Below are 20,316 nucleotides of genomic sequence, written 5' to 3' on the forward strand. Positions count from 1 at the left end.
TCATCCCTCGCAAGCTCGGGACGAGCCTCCGGACGGGGCCAGCGGCGGGCCCCTGCAGCGGGGCCGTTCCATCAACTCCAGCGGGGCCGTTCCATCAACTCACCTGGGGAGTCGGCGGACCGGGACGACCATCGGGGTGCCGGCCACCGGGTCGGGCACCACGCGGGCCTCGAGGTCGAAGACGTCGGCGAGCAGCTGCTCGGTGAGCACCTCGTGCGGCGTGCCCGAGGCGACCAGGACGCCGTCGCGCATGGCCACCAGCCGCTGCGCGTAGCGGGCGGCGAGGTTGAGGTCGTGCAGCACGACGACGACCGTCCGCCCCCGCTCGGCGTGCAGCCGCGCCACGAGCTCCAGGACGTCGATCTGGTGCGACAGGTCCAGGTAGGTCGTCGGCTCGTCGAGCAGGATCAGGTCGGTGCCCTGGGCGAGCGCCATGGAGATCCACGCCCGCTGCCGCTGGCCGCCGGAGAGCTCGTCCACCGGGCGGTCGGCGAGGTCGCCCATGTCGGTCCAGGTCAGCGCCTCGGCGACGACCGCCTCGTCCTCGGTCGACCACTGCCGCAGCCAGCTCTGGTGCGGGTGGCGGCCGCGGGCCACCAGGTCGGCGACGGTGAGCCCGGACGGGGCGACCGGCGTCTGCGGCAGCAACCCGAGGACGCGGGCGACCTCACGGGTCGGCGTCCGCGCGATCGCCCGCCCGTCGAGCAGCACCTGGCCCGCCGCCGGGCGCAGCAGCCGGCCCAGCGCCCGCAGCAGGGTGGACTTGCCGCAGCCGTTGGGGCCGACGATCGCGGTGAACGAGCCGTCGGTGAGCGCGAGGTCCAGCCCGTCGACGACGACGCGGTCGTCGTAGGCCAGGCGCAGCCCCTCGGCCGCCAGGCGCACCCGCCCCCCGCCCGCGGGCACGGACAGCGGGGGCGCGTCGGTGGTGGGAGTCGTCATGCGATGGTCCGCCTCCCGCGGACGAGCAGCCAGAGCAGGTACGGGGCGCCGACGACGGCGGTGAGGATCCCCACCGGCAGGGCCTCGGGCAGGACGGTGCGGGTGAGCAGGTCGGCGAGCACCACCAGCGCCGCGCCGAGCAGGCCCGACGCCAGCAGCGGCGGGCGCGAGCCGCCGGTCAGCCGGACGGCGATCTGCGGGACGACCAGCGCGACGAACGTTATCGGCCCGGCGGCCGAGACCGACGCGGCGACCAGCACGACGGCGATGAGCACCACGGCGGCCTGCGCCGCGGACAGCCGCACGCCCAGCCCCCGTGCGGTGTCGTCGCCGAACTGCAGCACGCCGAGCACCCGCCCCGCGGCCAGCGCCAGCGGCAGGAGCACCGCGAGGGCGAGGGCCAGAGGGGCGGCCTGGTCCCAGGTGCGGGCGTTGAGCGAGCCGACGATCCACACGTAGGCGGCCGCGGCGTCGTAGATGGCCGCCCGGGTGAGCAGCCAGTCGACCACCGCCAGCGAGATCGAGGACACCGCGACGCCGACGAGGACCAGCCGGTAGCCGTCGACGCCGGACCGGTACGCCAGCAGGAACAGCAGCAGCCCGGCTGCCAGCGCCCCGGCGAGGGCCGCGAGCGGGACGCCGACCCCGCCGAGGACCGCGCCCGCCGACGAGGTCCCGGTGGCGACGATCGCGACGACGGCGCCTACCGAGGCGCCCGAGGTGATCCCGAGGATGTCCGGGGAGGCCAGCGGGTTGCGCGCGAAGGTCTGGAACAGGGCGCCGGCCACGCCGAGCGCGAGCCCGACCAGCGCGCCGACGACGACCCGCGGCGCGCGCAGCTCCAGCACGACGAACCGCTGGCCCTGCTCGCCGGCCCCGACCAGCGTGCGCAGCACGTCGGTGACCGCGATCGGGTAGTCGCCGCGGCCCAGCGCGACCGCCCCGAGCAGCACGACGGCGGCCAGCGCGGCCAGCGGCACGACGACCGACCGCCAGCGGAACCGCACCGACACCGGCCCGTACCGCAGGACGACCGCGCGGCCGGCCGGACGCCCGCCGGGGTCGGGCGGGGTCGTCTCGCGGATGGTGTCGACGGTGGCGGTCACGCGGCGGCCCTCACAGCGTCGCGCTCCTGCGCCGGCGCACGAGCGCGATGAAGAACGGGCCGCCCAGCAGGGCCAGCACGATGCCGACCTGCACCTCGCCGGGCCGGGCGATCACCCGGCCCACGACGTCGGCGGTCAGCAGCAGGAACGCCCCGGCCAGCGCCGAGCAGGGGACCAGCCAGCGGTGCGCCGGCCCGGTGAACGCCCGGACGGCGTGCGGCACCACCAGCCCGACGAACGCGATCGGCCCGCAGGCGGCCGTCGCGGCGCCGGCCAGCAGCGTGATGGCCACCAGGCCGACGGCGCGGGCCAGCCACACCCGCTGGCCGAGGCCGCGGGCGACGTCCTCGCCCATGCCGAGCAGGTCCAGGGCGGGCGCGTTGAGCAGGGCGAGCACCAGGCCGGCGACGACGAACGGCAGCACCTGCCAGGCGACGTCGGCGCCGCGGCCGGCCAGCGCGCCGACCACCCAGAAGCGGAAGGCGTCCAGCGAGTCCGAGTCGCTGACCAGGACGGCGCGCACCAGGGCGTAGAGCAGCGCGGACAGCGTGGAGCCGGCCAGGGCGAGGGTGACCGGGGTGGCCCCGCCGCGGCCGGCCGCGCCCAGGACGTACACGGCGACCGTCCCCGCCAGCGCGCCCGCGAAGGCGAACCACACGTACCCCGACGGCGTGCTGATCCCCAGCAGCGCGATGGCCAGGACCACGGCGAAGGAGGCGCCGGCGGTGACGCCGAGCAGGCCGGGGTCACCGAGCGGGTTGCGGGTGTGCCCCTGCATCAAGGCGCCGGCGACCCCGAGCGACGCCCCGACCATCAGGCCGAGCGCCGTGCGCGGGACCCGCAGGTCCCAGACGATCACCGCCTCCTCGGTCCGCAGCGAGCGGTCGGTGAGGGCCTCCCACACGGTGCCCAGGCCGAGCGGGCGGGTGCCGATCGCGATGCTGGCGGCGCAGGCGGCGACCACGAGGACGAGGAGCCCGGCCAGGCCGAGCAGGCGACGCCGCGTCCGGGCGGTCCGTGCCGGGCGTGGCGGGGTCGCCCGGGTCGCCGCGGGAGCGCGGGTGACGCTGGGGACGGACACCGGGCAGCTCCGGACGGCTCGTGATCAGGCAAGGCTCACCTTAGTACCCGCCCCGGTGCGGGTCACGCTCACCGCTTCGTGCGGCGGCTCCCGCCGTGCCAGTCCTCCTGTACCCCGACCTCGTCCGGCTGCACCCCGGCGGCGATCAGCTGCGGCCGCTCGCGCAGGCTGCGCTTGAGCTCCGCGAACCCGGGGAAGCGGGCCAGCCGGACGACGGCGTCCCACAGCTCGACCGCGTCGTCGTCGGCGGGCAGCCGGCTGATGACCGGGCCGAAGAAGGCGACCCCCTCGGGCGGCTCGAAGTGCAGGATCGGCGTCCCGACGTCCTTGCCGGTGAGCGCCAGCGCCTCGTCGGTCTCGGCCCGGATCGTGGCGTCCCGGCCGTCGTCGTCGAGGGCGTCGGCGAGGTCCGCCGGCAGCCCGGCGCGCTCCAGCACCGGCGCGAGGTAGGCCCGCGTGCCGCGCTCGCCGGCCGTGCCGGGCCGGTCGGGCTCGGTCTCGAAGACCCGCCGGCCGAGCGTCTCGTAGAGCGTGCCGACCGCCGCGCGGCCGTGCTCCTCGCGGGTGCGGGCGGCGACGCGCAGCAGCCGCAGGCCCGCGGTGTGGCCGGCCTCGTACTCCGGCGGGAAGTGGGCGTCGTAGTCGACGTGCGCGTTGAGCAGGCGCAGCGATATGAAGCGCCAGTCGACGTCGTACTCCCGCCGGGCCGCGACGGTGCGCACCCACCGGCTGGTCAGCCAGGCGAACGGGCACACCGGGTCGAAGTAGAAGTGCAGGTCGGCCATGGCCCGATGCTGCCCCGCCCGCGGAGGCCCGGCACCCTGCGGGCGGCGACCCGCCGGCGCCCGGGCGGGGGTCAGCCGGCGAGCACCGCCTCGATCGCCGTCCGGACCTCGGGCGCGCCCGGCTCGGTCATCGGGCGGAACCGCGCGACGACCGCGCCGTCGCCGTCGACCAGGAACTTCTCGAAGTTCCACTGCACCGGGCCGGCCTCGCCGGCGGCGTCGGGGGCCTCGGTGAGCCGCTGGTAGACCGGGTGCGCGCCCTCGCCGTTGACCTCGACCTTCCCCGTCATCGGGAAGGTGGTGCCGTAGGTGGCCGAGCAGAAGGACCCGATCTCCTCGGCGGTGCCGGGCTCCTGCCCGGCGAACTGGTTGCACGGCACGCCGACGACGGTGAACCCGCGCGGGCCGTACTCCCGCTGCAGCTCCTCGAGCCCGGTGTACTGCGGGGTGAGGCCGCAGCGGCTGGCCACGTTGACCACCAGGGCCGGGCGGCGGCCGGTGAGCGCGCCGAGCGTGGTGTCCTCGCCCTGGAGGGTCGAGACGGGCAGGTCGAGCAGGTCGGTCACGGGCACTCCTCGCGGGGCGGGCGGGTCGACGGCACCAGCGCCCGGGGCGCCGGACTCATTCCAGGTCGCTGATGTCGTCGGGGACGTCGACGGCGTGCTGCCGCAGCGCGGCGAGCGGCACGACCTCCAGCGACCGCGCGTTCGTGGCCGCGAGGACCACCCCGGCCGCGGCGCCGGCGCGGTAGGCCTGCAGCCAGCGGGTGGCGACGACGCACCAGCGGTCGCCGGGCCGCAGCCCGGGGAACCCGAACTCCGGCCGCGGGGTCGTGAGGTCGTTGCCGAGCTCGCGCTGCAGGGCGAGGAACTCGCGGGAGACGACGGCGCACACCGTGTGGCCGCCCAGGTCGTCGGGGCCGGTGCGGCAGGACCCGTCGCGGTAGAAGCCGGTCAGCGGCTCGGTGCCGCAGGGTTCCAGGGGACGGCCCAGCACGTTGCGTTCGGTCCCCGGCTCCGGCTCGGTCACGACGGGATCGTGGCAGAGGTGCTCCCGGGCGTGCCCGTCCGCGGACCCGGCCGGCGACGCTGCCGGCCGGGCCCGCGGAGAGCGGTCACACGGTGCCGGTCAGACGGCGTCCTCGCGACGACGCCGGCCCGCGAGGGTCAGGCCTGTCCCCAGCGCGAGGGCCAGCAGGGCCGCGCCGAGAGCGGTGACCGTCTCGGTGCCGGTGTAGGCGAGCTCCCCGGGGTCCGCGGAGCGGTCGGACGCCGTCCAGGAGCCCGCCGTCCAGGAGCCCGCCGACCAGGAGCCGGCCGCCGACACCGGGCGGGTGGTCCCGTGGGCCCAGCCGTTCTCCCGGCCGTGGCCGCGGTCGTGGCCCGAGCCGTGACCCGAGCCGTGGCCCGGGCAGTCCTCCGGCGTCCCCGGGTGCTGCGGGTCGGTCGGCTGCTGCGGGTCGGTCGGGGCCGTGGGGCCGGTCGGGTTCGTCGGGTCGGTCGGCGGCGTGCAGTCGCCCAGGGCATCGCCGAGCAGGCCGAGACCCAGGCCGCAGACGGTCACCGGCACGTCGACGTCGATGCCGCCGCCCGAGCCGTCGTTCCCGGAGCCGGGGCCGCCGGGGCCCTCCGTGCCGTCGGGGGAGCACCCGCCGAGGGCGTCCCCCAGCAGGCCGAGGCCGTTGCCGCAGACGGTGACGGGCAGGTCGACGTCGATGCCGTCGCCGGTCCCGGAGCCGTCAGTCGAGCCGTCACCCGACCCGTCGCCGGGGGCCGCCGGCAAGCAGTCGCCGGCCGCGTCGCCCAGCAGGCCGAGCCCGTTGCCGCAGACGGTGACCGGCAGGTCGACGTCCAGCAGGGAGCCGTCGGACCCGGTGCCGGCGTCCCCGGTCGGCACGGCGGGCGTGCAGTCGCCGGCCGCGTCGCCGAGCAGGCCGAGGCCGTTGCCGCACGCGGTGACCGGGACGTCGACGTCGAGCAGGTCGCCGAGCGGGCCGCCGTCGGCCGGCGCGGGAGCCGGCGCCGGAGCGGCGGTGCAGCCCCCGAGCGCGCCGCCCAGGACGCCGACGCCGTTGCCGCAGACGGTGACCGGCACGGTCACCGCGCCCTCCGGGGTCGCGGGGGCGGTGCCGCCGGCGGCGGCGTCGCCGAGCACGCCGATCCCGTTGCCGACGACGGTCACCGGCACGACGACGTCGGCCGGGTCGGTGCTGCCCGGCGCCGGTGCGGCCGGCTCCTGCGTGGCGGTGCCCCCGCCGACCGAGGCGTCGTTGCCGCCGATGGTCACGGGCACCGAGACGTCGACCGGGCCCAGGTCGAGGGAGAGGTCCTGCGAGACGGCGGGCAGCTCCAGCCCGCCGGTCGGGGTGCCGGTGTCGAGGACACCGAGCGCGTTGTCGGTGACGGTGACCGGCACCGTCACGTCGAGGTCGTCGGACGCGGCGGCGACACCGGTGCCGAGGGCCAGCAGGCCACCGGTCATCAGTGCCACGCGCAGGGCGCGGGTGGCCCAGGGGTGCATGGAGGACTCCTGACTGAGGAGGGACCGCGTCCCGGACGGGACGGCGGGGACTGCGCTCGCCCGGCCCGTGGCCGGGAGGCGCGTCCTCAGTCGGGGGAGGTGGCGGGGTCGACCGGGTCGCCGGCGGCGGCTTCCCGGGCCTCGGCAGCGGCCGCCACGGCGGCCGCCTGCTGCGCGACGGGGACGGCCGCGCCGAGGTCGGCGGTGGGCTGGTCGGCGCCGGCGGTGCCGGAGGCGGTGCCCGCGGACGCCGGCACGGCCGGCACCGCGGGGACGGCAGGCACGAGCGGCGGGACCGGCACGTCCGGCGTCGGGACGGCGACCGGCGCCGCGGCGGGCGCGGGACCGGTGACGTCCGCGGACCGCTCGACCGCGGCGGGGACCCGCGGGCCCGCGACGTCGGCGCCGGGCCAGGCGGCCGGGGCGGTCGCGACGGGCGCACCGGCGCCGGCCACGGGAGCGCCGGCCGCGGTGTCGAGCGGGTCGGCGGCAGGGGCTGCGGGGACGTCCACGGAGGCCGGCACGCCCGTTCCCGGCGGGAGCGCACGGGTCACCGGCGCCAGCGCCTCGGTGACCGGGGACAGCGCCTCGGTGACCGGCGCCAGGACCGGCCGCAGCGCCCCCGTGACCGGGGACAGCGCCTGCGTCACCGGCGCGACGGCGTCGGTCACCGGCTCGAGGACCCGGCCGACGGGCGCGACGACGTCCCGCAGCGGCGCGGGAACCGGGGCGACCGCCTCGGCGACCGGCGCCAGGACCGGCGCGACCGCGTCCGCGACGGGTGCGACGACGGGCGGGGCGATGGACCCGACCACCTGGACCACCGGCGCGGTGACCGCGCCCAGCAGGCCGGCGGGCGGCGGCTCGTCGGCCGAGGCGGTGGACGCGCCGGCCAGCCAGATCCCGGCGGCGGTCCCGGCGAGGACCGCCAGCCGGCCGCCCCACCGGCGCAGGCGGGTGCGACGGCACGGCATCAGGGAACGCTCGTCCATCGCACCTCCCCCAGGTGTCGTCCGACACAGTGCTCACTCATTGGAACCGGTCCGTCACAGGAACAGCCAGTCGAACGCCGTCCCCCGATCGGGTGGAAGCGAGACGGAACGGTCACGTCCTGTGAGGCCGACCCACCCGCTCCGGTGAGGCGGGGGGAGTGGCAGGGTGCCGCTGTGACCGCTGACACCCCTCCCGCACCGGTGCTCTGGCAGCCCACCCGGGAGGTCCGGGAGGCGACGCGGTTGGCGGCCTTCGCGCGCGAGGTGGCCGCCCGCCGCGGGCTGGACCTGGACCCCACCGACTACGACGCGATCTGGCGCTGGTCGGTCGAGCACCTCGACCAGTTCTGGGCCGACGTCGCCGCGTGGTCCGGCGTGCTGCCCGGCGTCCCCGACGACCGGGTGCTCACCCGGCGGGAGATGCCCGGCGCCGAGTGGTTCCCGGACGCCACGGTGAACTACGCGGAGCAGGCGCTGCGGCACGCCACCGACGAGCACCCGGCGCTGATCGCGGTCGCCGAGGACGCCGAGCCGGTCGAGGTCTCCTGGGCCGACCTGCGCGGCCAGGTCGGGGCGTTCGCCGCGACGCTGCGCCGGCTGGGCGTGCGACGCGGTGACCGGGTCGCCGGGTACCTGCCCAACGTCCCCGAGGCGGTCGTCGCGTTCCTCGGCGCGGCGTCGATCGGGGCGGTGTGGTCCTCCTGCGCGCCGGACTTCGGCACCCGCGCCGTGCTCGACCGGTTCGCCCAGATCGAGCCGACCGTGCTGGTCGCCGTCGACGGGTACCGCTTCAACGGCAAGCCCTACGACCGGCGCGGCGTCGTCGCCGAGCTGCGGGCCGCCCTGCCCACCGTGACGACGACGATCGCCGTCCCCCGGCTGTTCCCCGACGAGCTCCCCGACGGCGCGCTGGGCTGGGCCGACGCCGTCGCCGACCGGCAGGAGCCCGGGTTCGAGGCGCTGCCGTTCGACCACCCGCTGTGGATCGTCTACTCGTCGGGCACCACCGGGCTGCCCAAGGGGATCGTGCACGGGCACGGCGGCGTGGTCCTCGAGGAGCACAAGCAGCTGGGCCTGCACGGCGACGTCGGCCCCGGCGACCGCTTCTACTGGTACGCCTCCACCGCCTGGATCATGTGGAACATCGCCACCTCGGCGCTGCTGCGCGGCGCGACCGTGGTGGTCCACGACGGCGCCCCGGCCCACCCCTCCGTCGACGCGCAGTTCGCGATCGCCGCGCGGACCCGCCTCACCTACCTGGGCACCAGCGCCGGCTACCTGGTCGCCTGCGAGAAGGCCGGGATCCGGCCCGGGGAGACCCACGACCTGTCGGCGCTGCGGACGATCGGCTCCACCGGCTCGCCGCTGCCGGCCTCGGCGTTCGAGTGGGTCTACGACGCGGTGGGCCGCGACGTCTTCCTCGCCTCGGTCTCCGGGGGCACCGACGTCGCCACCGGCTTCATCGGCAGCACGCTGCTGCTCCCGGTGACCGCCGGCGAGCTGCAGCGGCCGATGCTCGGTGTCGCGGCCGCCGCGTGGGGCGAGGACGGCGAGCCGGTCACCGGGGAGCTCGGCGAGCTGGTCATCACCGAGCCGATGCCCTCGATGCCGCTGTACTTCTGGAACGACCCGGACGGCACCCGCTACCGCGAGTCCTACTTCGAGCCGTGGCCGGGCGTGTGGCGGCACGGCGACTGGATGGAGGTCACCGAGCGCGGCACCTGCGTCATCACCGGCCGCTCGGACTCCACGCTCAACCGCGGCGGCGTGCGCATGGGCACCGCCGACATCTACGCCGCCGTCGAGTCGTTCCCGGAGGTGGCCGACTGCGTCGTCCTCGGCGTCGAGCAGCGCGACGGCGGCTACTGGATGCCGCTGTTCGTGCAGATGGCGCCCGGCGCCGAGCTCACCGGCGAGCTCGCCGACCGCATCCGCGCCGCCATCCGCAGCTCGGCCAGCCCGCGGCACGTGCCCGACGAGATCCTCGTCGTCCCCGGCGTGCCGCACACCCGGACCGGCAAGCGGCTGGAGGTGCCGCTCAAGCGGCTGTTCCAGGGCGTGGCGCCGGAGAAGGCGGTCAACCCCGGGGCCGTCGACGACGCGTCACTCGTCGAGCACTACGTCGCCCTCGCCCGGGAGCGCGGCGCCCGCTGAGAACGGCCCGCGCAGCGCCGCCCACTGCAGCAGCAGGACGGTCTTCGCGTCGGCGATCCGGCCGTCGCCGGCCATGGCCAGCGCCTGGTCGAACGGCAGCTCGAGCACCTCGATGTCCTCGCCCTCCTCGGCGAGTCCGCCCCCGGCCGACACCCGGTCGGCCGGGGTGTAGGGCCCGGCGAAGAAGGCCAGCCGCTCGGTCACCGAGCCCGGGCTCGTGAACAGGTCGGGCAGCCGGGTGAGCGCCCCGACGGCGACGCCGAGCTCCTCCTCGGCCTCGCGCCGGACCGCGGCCTCCGCGTCCTGCTCGTCGAGCAGCCCGGCGGCGGTCTCGACGAGCATCCCGTCGGGCGAGCCGTTGACGTAGGCGGGGAACCGGAACTGCCGGGTGAGCAGCACGGTGCGGCGGGCGGTGTCGTACAGCAGCACGGTGGCGCCGTTGCCGCGGTCGTGGGTCTCCCGCTGCTCGGTGCGCCAGGTGCCGTCGCGGCCGCGGCGGGCGAACGTCGTCCGCCGGTTGACGTACCAGGAGCTGGAGAGCACCTCGACGTCCCGGACGACCACGTCGGGGTTGCCGGTGAGGTCGCGGCCCACCCGGTCCAGCCCGGTCCGGCCGCGCGCGTCGGGCACGTCGACGCCGGGGACGCCGAGCACGCCGGTCACCGGGCCACCGCCGGTACCTCGTCGACGCTGGTGTAGACCGCGGCGCCGCGGGCGCGGGCCAGCGCGACCATCTCGTCCGAGCCGGCCGAGGCGCCGGGCAGCCGCAGCACGGCGTCGACACGGGCGACGAGCCGCCGGCCCAGCGGGTGGAACACCTCGTCGAACGCGGCGTCGCCCACCCGCGTCGACCCGGCCAGCTCCGCCAGCGGCAGGGCGAGGTCCTCCCCGTTGACAGCGAGGTGGCCGGCGCGGAACAGCTCCAGGCAGGCCCGCTGGATGGCCCGGTGGTTGGCTGCGATCATCCCCGGGTCGTCGCCGGTGCCCCCGCGGTAGGGGCCGGCGACCAGGATGAACAGGGGCTGGCTCACGTGTAGTCGACCTCCACGCCGGCGTCGTCGAGCGCGGCGAGGGTCTCCTGCGCCGCGGGGGTGAGCTGGGGGTCGCGGGCGCTGGCGTCCGTGACCAGGCGGCCGACCGCGTCCAGCGGGGCCACCGAGGCGAAGGCACGGACGCCGAGCTTCGAGGCGTCGGCGACGACCAGGGTGTCGCGGGCCTGCTGCAGCCCGACCTGCTTGACCGCGGCGTCCTCGAGCGTGAACTCCGACCAGCCGGCCGCGGCGCCCACCGCCCCGATCGACATGACGAACAGGTCGAAGGTGAGCTGCCGCAGCACCGCGGCGGTCAGCGGGCCGGCCAGGCTCCGCTCGCCCGGCCGCGACTCCCCGCCGACGACGAGCAGCCGGATCCCCGGCCGGTCGGCCAGCGCGTCGGCCACCGGCAGGCTCACGACGGCGGCCGTGAACGGGCCCTCGCCCGCGGCCGCCCGGTCGGCCAGCGCGCGGGCCACGTGCACCGTCGTCGTCCCGGCGTCGAGGAGCACGGTCGCGCCCGGCGCGACGAGAGCGGCGGCCCGGCGGCCGATCCGGTCCTTGAGGCCGGCCTGCCAGCCGGCCCGCGCGGCGAAGCCCGCGGAGCCCTCCGGCCCGGCGACGGCGACCGCGCCGCCCCGGACCCGCTCGACCAGCCCGCGGGCCTGCAGCGCGTCGAGGTCGCGCCGCACGGTCATCTCGGAGACGCCCAGGCGGGCGGCGAGGTCGGCGAGCGAGGCCCGGCCGGCGTTGCGCACCAGCCGCAGCGTCACGTCGAGTCGGTCGGGGACGGCCACGGCGGTAGTCCTACCAGCTGCGTGTGAGATCCGTGAAGTATTTGTGCCCTTTGAGGGACGGGCGTGTGCTCGGTCACGCTCCTGTAGGCACGCCGTGCAGGTCAGGGGCGGCGCGCGCATGGTGGGCAGGGACCCGGACCGCGACCCCCGACCGACGACGGAGAGAGGCCCCGCGACGATGACGTCGACCCAGGAGCGCCCCGCCGACCTGCTCGAGCCGCAGCCGCCGGCGCTGCTGCCGCCGTGGCACACCCCCGAGCGCGAGGCGCTGCAGGGGCAGGCGCGCCGGTTCGCCTACGACGAGGTGCTGCCGGTCGCGGACGAGCTGGACCCGCGGAAGGGGCTGCTGCCGGAGGCGCTGCTGGCCCGGATGGCCGAGCTCGGCTACTTCGGCATCACGGTCCCGGCCGAGCACGGCGGGCTGGGCCTCGGCGTCTTCGAGTACTGCATGGTCTCCGAGGAACTGGCCCGCACCTGGATGAGCAGCGCCAGCATCCTCGCCCGCTCGCAGGGCCTCGGGACGGCGGTGGCCGACCCCGCCCGGCGCGGCGAGCTGCTGCGCCGCAGCGCGAAGGGCGAGTGGATCGGCGCCATCGCGCTGTCCGAGCCCGACGCCGGCTCCGACCTCGCCGGCGTCTCCACCCGGGCGGTGCTCGACGGCGACGAGTGGGTGGTCACCGGGCACAAGCGCTGGTGCGGCAACGCCGAGGCCGCGGACTTCATCCAGGTCCTCGTCCGCGAGCGCGACCCGGAGCCGGGGGAGTCCCGCTCCGCCGGGCTGGTCAACCTGCTGCTGGAGAAGGAGCGCGGCGCCTTCCCGCCCGGGCTCACCGGCACCCCGATCGACAAGATCGGCTACCACGGCTTCCTCACCTGGGACCTCGTCTTCGACGGCGTCCGCATCCCGCGGGAGAACGTCGTCGACCAGGCGGCCGCCAGCGACGAGCAGGGCGAGGCCGCCAAGCGCGCCGGGTTCGCCGAGGCGCAGAAGTTCCTCAACACCGCGCGGGTGCACACCGCCGCCCGGGCCGTCGGCCTGGCCCGCGCCGCGCTCGAGGACTCACTCGTCTACCTGCAGGAGCGCGAGCAGTTCGGCCACCCGATCGGCGACTTCCAGGCGCTGCGCTTCGCCGTCGCGGAGATGGCCGCCCAGATCGAGCAGGCGCGCGCCTTCTACCGGCAGGTCGCCCACCTCATCGACCTCGGCGTGCGCTGCGAGAAGGAGGCCTCGATGGTCAAGCTCGAGGCCACCGAGATGGCGGTGCGGGTGACCAACCAGGCCATGCAGTTGCACGGCGGCAACGGCTACACCACCGAGCGGCAGGTCGAGCGGCACTGGCGCGACGCCCGGCTCACCACGATCTTCGAGGGCACCAGCGAGATCCAGAAGCGGATCATCAGCGACCGCCTGCTGCCCCGCTCGCCGCTGACGTGACCTCCCGCGTCGCGAGGTGCTGACGGGACGGCGTCCCTCCTCTACGGTCCCGCGCGGCCCGCAGCCGGACCGCCCGCCGGGCGGCGAACGCGGGCCGGTCCCGGTCGTCCGCCCGGGGCCCGACGACGCCCGAGGAGAACCGTGTCCCGCACCCGTCCGACCGCCCGCCGTGCCCTCGCCGGGGCGCTGCTCGGCTCCGCCCTGCTGCTGTCCGCCTGCGGCGGGGAGGAGCTCGACGACCTCGCCGCCGCGGCCGAGGACGCCGGTGCGGCCGGGGACGCCGGCGCCGCGCCCGACGTGCCGCAGGAGTGCCTGGCGGCGTTCCCGCTGGCCGTCGCCGGCGGGGCGGACATCGCCGACGTCGAGTCCGTCCCCGCCGACTTCCCGGAGCCGCCGGCCGGGTCGACCCTGTGCGAGACCGGCGGCACGGCCGACGGCAGCCAGGAGTACGCGAACTACGCCTCCGACCTCGCCGCCGAGGACGTCCTGGCGCACTACGCGTCGGCCGCCCCCGCCGCCGAGCCGACCGAGACCGGCCTGGGCGAGCCCGCGGTGTCGGGTACCTCCGGGGACGTCTCCTGGCAGGTGGAGCCGGTCGACGGCGGCTTCCGGCTCGTCTTCGCGCCCGGGGTCTGACGCCGCGACGCTCGTGCTCTGCACACCGGTGTGGGCAGAGCACGAGCGTCACCCGGCCGTGGTGACCTCGGCGTCGGCGTGCGCGACGTTGGCCAGCTCGCGCCAGATCAGCGCCAGCAGCACCGCCGACCCGGCGAACGCGAACCAGAACGGGCCGGTCACGCCCCACACCCGGGCCACGAGCCCGCCCACGGCCTGCCCGGCCAGGATGCCGCCGAAGACGCCCATCGCGTAGAGGCTCCCGACCCGGCCCTGCAGCCCGGCCGGCACGGCGCGCATCCGGACCGTGCGCGACGTCGTCCCCCAGATGAAGGCGTGCGCTCCGAAGACGAACAGCACCGGGGCGGCGACCCACGGCGTCGTGGCCAGCGCCAGGACCAGGTGGGTGAGCGTCTCGAGCAGCAGGCCCACCCGCATGAGCGTCGCGATGCCCACGCGCCGCTCCAGCCAGTCGTAGGACGCCGTCCCGACCATGCCGCCCAGGGCGCCGACCGTGGTGAGCAGGCCGTAGCCGGCCGCGCCCAGGCCCAGCCGCTGGTCGGCGTACAGCACCAGCACCGACCAGGCCGCGCCGTACGTGACGTTGAACAGGACGATCGTGACGGTCAGCGTCCGCACCGCGGGGTGGCCCCAGGTCCAGCGCAGCCCCTCGGCGACGTCCCGGCCGATCCGCCCCCGCCGCGCCGGCCGCTCCGGCGGCGGGACCCGCATCCGCGCGATCAGCACCGCGCCCAGCGCCACCAGCACCGCCTGGGCGAGGAACGGCCATGCGGCGCCCGCCACGAACAGCACGCCCCCCACGGCCGGCCCGGCGAGCTGGTTCATCGTCAGGGTGCCCGCGGTCAGGCGGGCGTTGCCGATGCCCAGGTCGGCGCGGTCGACGACCATCGGCAGCAGGGTGCCGGCGGCGGTGTCGGCGAAGACCTCGGCGGTGCCCAGCACGAACAGCGCGACCAGCACGGGCGCCAGCCCGACGTCGCCCGTGAACAGGGCGGCGGCCAGCACGGCGAGCACCCCGGCGCGGGCCAGGTCGACGGCGGCGACGAGCAGCCGCCGGTCCACCCGGTCGGCCAGGACGCCGGCGTGCAGGCCGAACAGCAGCCACGGCAACTGCTGCAGCAGGGCGCCGAGCGCGACCAGCAGCGGGTCCTGGGTGCGGGCGGCCACCAGCAGCGGCCCGGCCGCCAGCGCCACGCCGTCGCCCAGGTTGCTCACCCACGACGACGCCACCAGCCAGCGGAACGACGTCCCCATCCGGGCGGGCAGCACCGCCTCGACCACCCGGCCCACGGGAACGGGACTGTAGACGCGACCGTTCCTGCGCTCTCCCGGTAATCCGGCTGACTGCTGTCGGCTCCGTCGGCGAGCATGGGACCGACGGCGCCGACGGGGCGCCGACCCCCGAGGAGGACCCGAGATGGCCGGCCTGCCGCGCGCGCTCGCGCCCCTGCGGCACCGCGACTACCGCCTGCTGGCCGGCTCGATGGGGCTGTCGCTGCTCGCCCAGGGGCTGTGGACGGTCGCGCTGGTCTGGCAGGTGGTCGACCTCGGCGGCGGGCCCGCCGCCCTGTCCTTCGCCACCGCCCTGTCCGCCGGCGGCATGCTGGCCAGCACGCTGCTCGGCGGCGCCCTGGCCGACCGGGTGCCGCAGCGGCAGATCCTGCTCGGCGTCGCGCTGCTGCAGACGGCGGCGGTCGGGCTGGTCGCCGTCCTGTCGCTGGCGGGGGCGCTGGCGCTCGGGCCGCTGGCCGCGGCGGCGCTGGCGCAGGGCGTCGCGATGGGGCTGTACTACCCGGCCTACTCGGCGCTGGTCCCCAGCGTGGTCCCGGCGGGCGACCTGCTCGCCGCCAACGGCCTCGAGGGCGTCGTCCGCCCGGCGCTGGCGATGGCGATCGGGCCCGCAGCCGGCGGCGTGCTGGTCGGCGTGTTCTCACCCGGCGCGGCGCTGCTCGCGACGGCGCTGACCTCGGCGGTCTCGGCCGCGTGCGTGGCGGCGCTGCCGACGATGCCGGTGCGCCGCGACGAGGTCGGCTCGGGCCTGTTCGCCGACGTCCGCGAGGGCGTCGCCTACATGGTCCGCACGCCGTGGCTGCTGGCGACGCTGCTGTTCGCCTCGCTCATGGTGCTGGTGTTCATGGGCCCGTTCGAGGTGCTGGTCCCCTTCGCGATCCGCGACCAGACCGGCGGCGGGCCGACCGAGCACGCCTGGGTGCTGGCCGCATTCGGCATCGGCGGCGCGCTGGGGTCGGCGGTCGTCGCCTCGCTGCGGCTGCCGCGGCGCTACCTCACGGTCATGAACCTGCTGTGGGGCTTCGGCTGCGTGCCGATGGTCGTCTTCGGCTGGACGTCGTCGCTGTGGCTGATGATCGCCGCGGCCGGGGTGCTGGGCGCGGCGTTCGAGTCGAGCACGGTCATCTGGGGGACGCTGTTGCAGCGGCGCGTGCCGCCGGCGCTGCTCGGCCGGGTGTCCAGCCTGGACTTCTTCGTCTCGCTGGCGTTCATGCCGCTGTCCATGGCGCTGGCCGGGCCGGTCAGCGAGGTCGTCGGGCTCACCGGCACGTTCCTGCTCACCGGGCTGGTGCCGCCGCTGCTCGCGGTCGCGGCGATCCTGTACTGGCGGCTGCCGGCCGACGAGATCGCCCACCCGCTCGACGTCCCCGCCGGGGAGCCGACCGGGGTCGGGGCGGTCAGCGAGCCGGAGGGCGCAACACCCGGGCCTCCCAAGCCCTGAGCACGGCGGGGTCGTCCTCGGGCAGGTTCCCGAGGACGACCTCCGCGCCGACCGCCTCGGGGAGCAGGCCGGCGAGGTCCTGCTCCTCGGCGCCGAGGTTGCAGACGACGAGCAGCGTGTCGCCGTCGAGGCTGCGGGTGAACGCGTACACCTCGTCGTGGTCGGGCAGCAGCATCGTGAAGTGCCCCAGCGCCACCACCGGGTCCTCGTGCCGCAGCGCGATCAGCCGCCGGTGGTGGGCGAACACCGAGGCCGGGTCGTCGCGCTGGGCGGCGGCGTTCCACTCGACGTGGTCGGGGTTGACCGCCAGCCACGGCGTCCCGGTGGTGAACCCGGCGCTCGGCGAGGCGTCCCACTGCACGGGCGTGCGGGCGTTGTCCCGGCTCATCCGGCGCAGCGCCGCGAACACCTCGTCGGGGTCGGCGCCGTGCGCCACGGCCTGCACGTGGTGACCCCGCGACTCGACGTCGCGGAACTGCGCCAGCTCGGTGAACGGGAAGTTCGCCATCCCGATCTCCTCGCCCTGGTAGACGTAGGGCGTCCCGCGGTGCAGGTGCAGCAGCGTGGCCAGGCAGGTCGCGGAGTCCCGGCGGTGGCGGGGCGAGTCGTCGCCGAAGCGGGACACCGCCCGCGGCTGGTCGTGGTTGTCCCAGTAGAGGGAGTTCCAGCCGACGTCGGCCAGGCCCGTCTGCCAGCGGCCGAAGGAGGCCTTGAGGTCGCGCACCCGCAGCGGCCGCGGGCGGAACTTGGAGCCCTCGAAGTCCAGGCCCACGTGCTCGAACTGGAAGACCATGTCCACCTCCTCGCGCGCGGGGTCGGTGAACAGCAGCGCGTCCTCCACCGTCGCGCCGGGCGTCTCCCCGACCAGGAGCAGCTGCTCGCGCCGGCCGGTGAAGACCTCGCGGTGCATCTCCTGGAGGAACTCGTGGATGCGGGGGCCGCACACCACCGACGCGGTCGCGTCCCCGTAGGGCAGGCCGGGCAGCGGCGGGCCGTCGTGCAGCTCGCCGTCCGGGCCGACGTCCTTGCTGATCAGGTTGATGACGTCCATGCGGAACCCGTCGACCCCGCGGTCGAGCCACCACCGCATCATCGCGTAGACCGCCTGCCGGACCTCGGGGTTCTCCCAGTTCAGGTCGGGCTGCTTGCGGTCGAACAGGTGCAGGTAGTACTCGCCGCCGGCCTCGTCGAGCTCCCAGGTCGAGCCGGAGAAGAAGCCGTGCCAGTTGGTCGGCTCGGCGCCGGGGTCGCCGGGCGCCAGGCCCGCCCGCGGCGGGCGCCACCAGTACCAGTCCCGCTTCGGCGAGTCCGGCGACGACCGGCTCTCGACGAACCACGGGTGCTCGTCGCTGGTGTGGTTGACCACCAGGTCCATCACCAGCTTCATGCCGCGGGCGTGCAGCCCGGCGACCAGCTCGTCCAGCTGCGCCAGCGAGCCGAACAGCGGGTCGACGTCCTGGTAGTCGCTGATGTCGTAGCCGTTGTCGGCCTGCGGCGACGGGTAGACCGGCGAGAGCCAGACGACGTCGACGCCGAGGTCGGCCAGGTGGTCCAGCCGCTGCAGGACCCCGCCGAGGTCGCCGATCCCGTCGCCGTCGGAGTCCTGGAAGGAGCGCGGGTAGACCTGGTAGACGACGGCACGGGTCCACCACGGCGCGTCAGCGGGGGTCACCCGACCAGCCCAGCACCCCTGGCCCCGCTCCGCACCCGCGCGGCTCCGGGAGCCCGCTGATTGGATGGTCGGGACCCGTCGGGGACCCCCCGGCACCCCCGATCCGAGGAGGACCCCGATGGCCGAGCCCCTGAGCCGACCCGACGTCGAGCCGCCCACCGGGCCCGCGCCCGACGACCTGGTGATCGAGGACCTCGTCGTCGGCGACGGCCCCGAGGCCACGGCCGGCGACCTGGTCAGCGCGCACTACGTCGGCGTCACCCACGACGGCGGCGAGCAGTTCGACGCCTCCTGGGACCAAGGCGACCCGCTGGAGTTCCGCCTCGGCGTCGGCATGGTCATCCAGGGCTGGGACGAGGGGATCCAGGGCATGCGCGTCGGCGGCCGCCGCCGGCTGACGATCCCCCCGCACAAGGCCTACGGCGACCGCGGCGCCGGCGGCGTCATCAAGCCGGGCGCGACGCTCGTCTTCGTCGTCGACCTCGTCGGCGTGCGCTGAGCCCCCCCGCGCGCGGTCGTGCCCTGCCCCGCTCGGGGGCGGGGCACGACCCGCCGCTGACCGGCACGTGGTTGCGCCGGGCAACCGCGGGGCACCGGTGCGGCCATGAGCGAGCCGGTCCCCACCCGTGAGCACGTCCGCGCCAAGGAGGGCACCGGCGGGGAGCCGGGCGGGGAGTCCACCGGCACCGTCGTCGTCGCCGGCCTGGCCAACCTCGGCATCGCCGTCGCCAAGCTGGTCGGCGGGCTGGTCAGCCACTCCTCGGCGATGCTGTCCGAGGCCGCGCACTCGCTGGCCGACACGATCACCGAGGTGCTGCTGTTCGTCGCGCTCAAGCGCGGGAACAAGGCGCCCGACGCCCGCCACCCGGTCGGCTACGGCCGGGAGACCTACTTCTGGGCGCTGCTGGCCTGCCTCGCCACCTTCACCCTGGGCGCCGGCTTCTCCTTCTACCAGGGGATCGAGACGATCCTCGAGGGCGAGGAGCAGGGCTCGCCGCTGATCGCCTACGTCGTCCTGGCGGTCTCGTTCGTCCTCGAGGGCGCCTCCTGGCTCAAGGCCCTGCGGCAGGTCCGCGGGGCCGCCCGCAAGTGGGGGACGACGCCCCGCCGCTACCTGGCCGAGACCACCGACACCACGGTCAAGGCCGTGACGTTCGAGGACAGCGCGGCCCTGGTCGGGCTCGTCCTCGCCGCGCTGGGCCTGTTCCTCGAGCAGGTGACCGGCGACCCGGTGTGGGACGGCGTCGCCGCGATCCTCATCGGCGTCCTGCTGCTCCTGGTGGCCGGGTCGCTGGCGCGGGCCAACGTCTCGCTGCTCATCGGCCAGTCGATCCCGCGCCGGCTGCAGGACCAGCTGCGCGCGGAGATCGCCGGGCTGCCCCAGGTCGACGACGTCCCGGTCCTGCTCACCACGGTCATCGGTCCCGGGCAGCTGGCCGTGATGGCCAAGGTCGACTTCGCCGACACCGCGACCGTGGCCGACATCGAGCGGGCCTCCGACGAGGCCGAGCGGCGGCTGGTCGCCCGCCACGAGGGCGTCCGCTTCGTCTTCCTCGACCCGACCCCCGGCGACGGGCGCGCCCGCGCGGAGGTGCACCGGCCGGAATGACGGCGGCCGGACCGTGGTTGGGGGATGCCGTGCGCATCGAGGTCTGGTCCGACGTCGTCTGTCCGTGGTGCTACATCGGCAAGCGCCGGTTGGAGACCGCGCTGGAGCGGTTCCCCCACCGCGACCAGGTCGAGGTGGTCTGGCGGTCCTTCCAGCTCGACCCCACGATCCCCGAGGGCGAGACCCACGCGACCCTCCCGGCGCTGGCCACCAAGTACGGCCGCCCGGTCGAGGACATGCGGGCGATGATGCGGCACGTCGAGGAGACCGCCGCCGGTGAGGGCCTGCAGTACGCCCTGGCCGACGGCGTCAGCGGCAACACGCTGCTCGCCCACGAGCTCATCCACCTGGCCGCCGAGCACGGCCGGCAGGGCGCGATGAAGGAGCGGCTGCTGCACGCCCACTTCGAGGAGGGCCGCTCGGTCTTCGACGTCGACTCGCTGGCCGCGCTGGCCGCCGAGGTCGGCCTGGACGAGGCCGAGGTGCGGGCGGCGCTCGCCGACCACCGGTTCCGTCCCGCGGTCCTCACCGACGGCGCCACCGCCCAGGCGCTCGGCGCCACCGGGGTGCCGTTCTTCGTCGTCGACCGGAAGTACGGCGCCGCGGGCGCCCAGCCGGCCGAGCTGCTGCTGCAGGTGCTGGAGCGGGCCTGGGCCGACGCCCACCCGCTGGTCACCGTCCCCGCCGCCGACGGCTGCGAGGGCGACTCCTGCGCCGTCTGAGCCCGGACACACGGCGGGGGGCGCCCCCCCGCCCCCGGGGGGGGCCGCGCCGGGGGGGGGGGTGGGCCACGCGCGGGGGGCCCGCCCCGAGCGCGCCACCGTC

The 20,316-nt window shown here is 76.3% G+C and carries 20 protein-coding genes; 7 read left to right on the forward strand and 13 right to left on the reverse strand.

The window, feature by feature from the left end; genetic code table 11:
* Positions 1-99: 99 nt before the first annotated feature.
* The 8 genes from ACI8AA_RS21515 to ACI8AA_RS21550 form a co-directional block, all read right to left on the reverse strand.
* The gene (locus tag ACI8AA_RS21515; RefSeq protein WP_457046407.1) at positions 100-942 is read right to left on the reverse strand and encodes an ABC transporter ATP-binding protein; all 843 of its coding nucleotides are present in this window, start codon (positions 940-942) and stop codon (positions 100-102) included.
* Complete coding sequence (locus ACI8AA_RS21520) at positions 939-2,048, reverse strand: FecCD family ABC transporter permease (protein ID WP_457046408.1); 1,110 nt, start codon at positions 2,046-2,048, stop codon at positions 939-941. The genes ACI8AA_RS21515 and ACI8AA_RS21520 overlap by 4 nt, the downstream gene beginning before the upstream one ends.
* 10 nt (positions 2,049-2,058) lie before the next feature.
* Positions 2,059-3,129: a FecCD family ABC transporter permease gene (locus ACI8AA_RS21525; RefSeq protein WP_457046409.1), complete on the reverse strand. Its 1,071-nt coding sequence runs from the start codon at positions 3,127-3,129 to the stop codon at positions 2,059-2,061.
* 68 nt (positions 3,130-3,197) lie between these two features.
* Positions 3,198-3,914 (reverse strand): mycothiol-dependent nitroreductase Rv2466c family protein, encoded by a 717-nt coding sequence (locus tag ACI8AA_RS21530; RefSeq protein WP_457046410.1) that lies wholly within the window; start codon positions 3,912-3,914, stop codon positions 3,198-3,200.
* A gap of 71 nt (positions 3,915-3,985) precedes the next feature.
* Positions 3,986-4,480, reverse strand: a complete 495-nt coding sequence (locus ACI8AA_RS21535) for a glutathione peroxidase (RefSeq protein WP_457046411.1) — start codon at positions 4,478-4,480, stop codon at positions 3,986-3,988.
* Between the two features lie 55 nt (positions 4,481-4,535).
* Positions 4,536-4,943: a DUF2237 family protein gene (locus ACI8AA_RS21540; RefSeq protein ID WP_457046412.1), complete on the reverse strand. Its 408-nt coding sequence runs from the start codon at positions 4,941-4,943 to the stop codon at positions 4,536-4,538.
* Between the two features lie 99 nt (positions 4,944-5,042).
* Positions 5,043-6,434 (reverse strand): hypothetical protein, encoded by a 1,392-nt coding sequence (locus ACI8AA_RS21545; protein WP_457046413.1) that lies wholly within the window; start codon positions 6,432-6,434, stop codon positions 5,043-5,045.
* 86 nt (positions 6,435-6,520) lie between these two features.
* A complete protein-coding gene (locus tag ACI8AA_RS21550) occupies positions 6,521-7,426 on the reverse strand; it encodes a hypothetical protein (protein ID WP_457046414.1) in 906 nt (301 codons plus the stop codon).
* 174 nt (positions 7,427-7,600) lie between these two features.
* Between ACI8AA_RS21550 and ACI8AA_RS21555 the strand changes: the two genes are divergently transcribed.
* Complete coding sequence (locus ACI8AA_RS21555; protein WP_457046415.1) at positions 7,601-9,580, forward strand: acetoacetate--CoA ligase; 1,980 nt, start codon at positions 7,601-7,603, stop codon at positions 9,578-9,580.
* Here the strand turns inward: ACI8AA_RS21555 and ACI8AA_RS21560 are convergent.
* Genes ACI8AA_RS21560 through ACI8AA_RS21570 form a run of 3 tightly spaced genes read right to left on the reverse strand, consistent with a single transcriptional unit; the run spans position 9,530 to position 11,408 of the window.
* On the reverse strand, positions 9,530-10,243 hold the full coding sequence (locus ACI8AA_RS21560; RefSeq protein WP_457046416.1) for an NUDIX domain-containing protein: 714 nt from the start codon (positions 10,241-10,243) through the stop codon (positions 9,530-9,532). The genes ACI8AA_RS21555 and ACI8AA_RS21560 overlap by 51 nt on opposite strands.
* Positions 10,240-10,611 carry a DUF4406 domain-containing protein gene (locus ACI8AA_RS21565; protein WP_457046417.1) on the reverse strand — a complete coding sequence of 124 codons (372 nt, stop codon included), beginning with the start codon at positions 10,609-10,611 and terminating at the stop codon, positions 10,240-10,242. Before ACI8AA_RS21565 ends, ACI8AA_RS21560 begins: the two co-directional genes overlap by 4 nt.
* Complete coding sequence (locus ACI8AA_RS21570) at positions 10,608-11,408, reverse strand: DeoR/GlpR family DNA-binding transcription regulator (RefSeq protein ID WP_457046418.1); 801 nt, start codon at positions 11,406-11,408, stop codon at positions 10,608-10,610. Before ACI8AA_RS21570 ends, ACI8AA_RS21565 begins: the two co-directional genes overlap by 4 nt.
* Positions 11,409-11,586: 178 nt before the next feature.
* Here ACI8AA_RS21570 and ACI8AA_RS21575 point away from each other — a divergent pair, with 178 nt between their 5' ends.
* Positions 11,587-12,843, forward strand: coding sequence for an acyl-CoA dehydrogenase family protein (locus ACI8AA_RS21575; RefSeq protein ID WP_457046419.1), 1,257 nt, complete (start codon positions 11,587-11,589; stop codon positions 12,841-12,843).
* Between the two features lie 141 nt (positions 12,844-12,984).
* On the forward strand, positions 12,985-13,479 hold the full coding sequence (locus ACI8AA_RS21580) for a hypothetical protein (RefSeq protein ID WP_457046420.1): 495 nt from the start codon (positions 12,985-12,987) through the stop codon (positions 13,477-13,479).
* Between the two features lie 48 nt (positions 13,480-13,527).
* Here the strand turns inward: ACI8AA_RS21580 and ACI8AA_RS21585 are convergent, their stop codons facing one another.
* On the reverse strand, positions 13,528-14,769 hold the full coding sequence (locus tag ACI8AA_RS21585) for an MFS transporter (RefSeq protein WP_457046421.1): 1,242 nt from the start codon (positions 14,767-14,769) through the stop codon (positions 13,528-13,530).
* 127 nt (positions 14,770-14,896) lie between these two features.
* Between ACI8AA_RS21585 and ACI8AA_RS21590 the strand changes: the two genes are divergently transcribed.
* A complete protein-coding gene (locus ACI8AA_RS21590) occupies positions 14,897-16,210 on the forward strand; it encodes an MFS transporter (RefSeq protein WP_457046422.1) in 1,314 nt (437 codons plus the stop codon).
* On the opposite strand, the gene ACI8AA_RS21595 is transcribed toward ACI8AA_RS21590, so the two are convergent.
* Complete coding sequence (locus ACI8AA_RS21595) at positions 16,167-17,882, reverse strand: glycoside hydrolase family 13 protein (RefSeq protein ID WP_457046423.1); 1,716 nt, start codon at positions 17,880-17,882, stop codon at positions 16,167-16,169. The two genes, ACI8AA_RS21590 and ACI8AA_RS21595, sit on opposite strands and share 44 nt — an antisense overlap.
* A 118-nt stretch (positions 17,883-18,000) precedes the next feature.
* Between ACI8AA_RS21595 and ACI8AA_RS21600 the strand changes: the two genes are divergently transcribed.
* The 3 genes from ACI8AA_RS21600 (at position 18,001) to ACI8AA_RS21610 (ending at position 20,213) form a co-directional block, all read left to right on the forward strand.
* The gene (locus ACI8AA_RS21600; protein ID WP_457046424.1) at positions 18,001-18,381 is read left to right on the forward strand and encodes an FKBP-type peptidyl-prolyl cis-trans isomerase; all 381 of its coding nucleotides are present in this window, start codon (positions 18,001-18,003) and stop codon (positions 18,379-18,381) included.
* 105 nt (positions 18,382-18,486) lie between these two features.
* On the forward strand, positions 18,487-19,491 hold the full coding sequence (locus ACI8AA_RS21605; protein ID WP_457046425.1) for a cation diffusion facilitator family transporter: 1,005 nt from the start codon (positions 18,487-18,489) through the stop codon (positions 19,489-19,491).
* A 29-nt stretch (positions 19,492-19,520) separates the two neighbouring features.
* Complete coding sequence (locus tag ACI8AA_RS21610) at positions 19,521-20,213, forward strand: DsbA family oxidoreductase (RefSeq protein ID WP_457046426.1); 693 nt, start codon at positions 19,521-19,523, stop codon at positions 20,211-20,213.
* Positions 20,214-20,316 lie beyond the last annotated feature (103 nt).

This window comes from Geodermatophilus sp. SYSU D01180 (assembly GCF_054050415.1).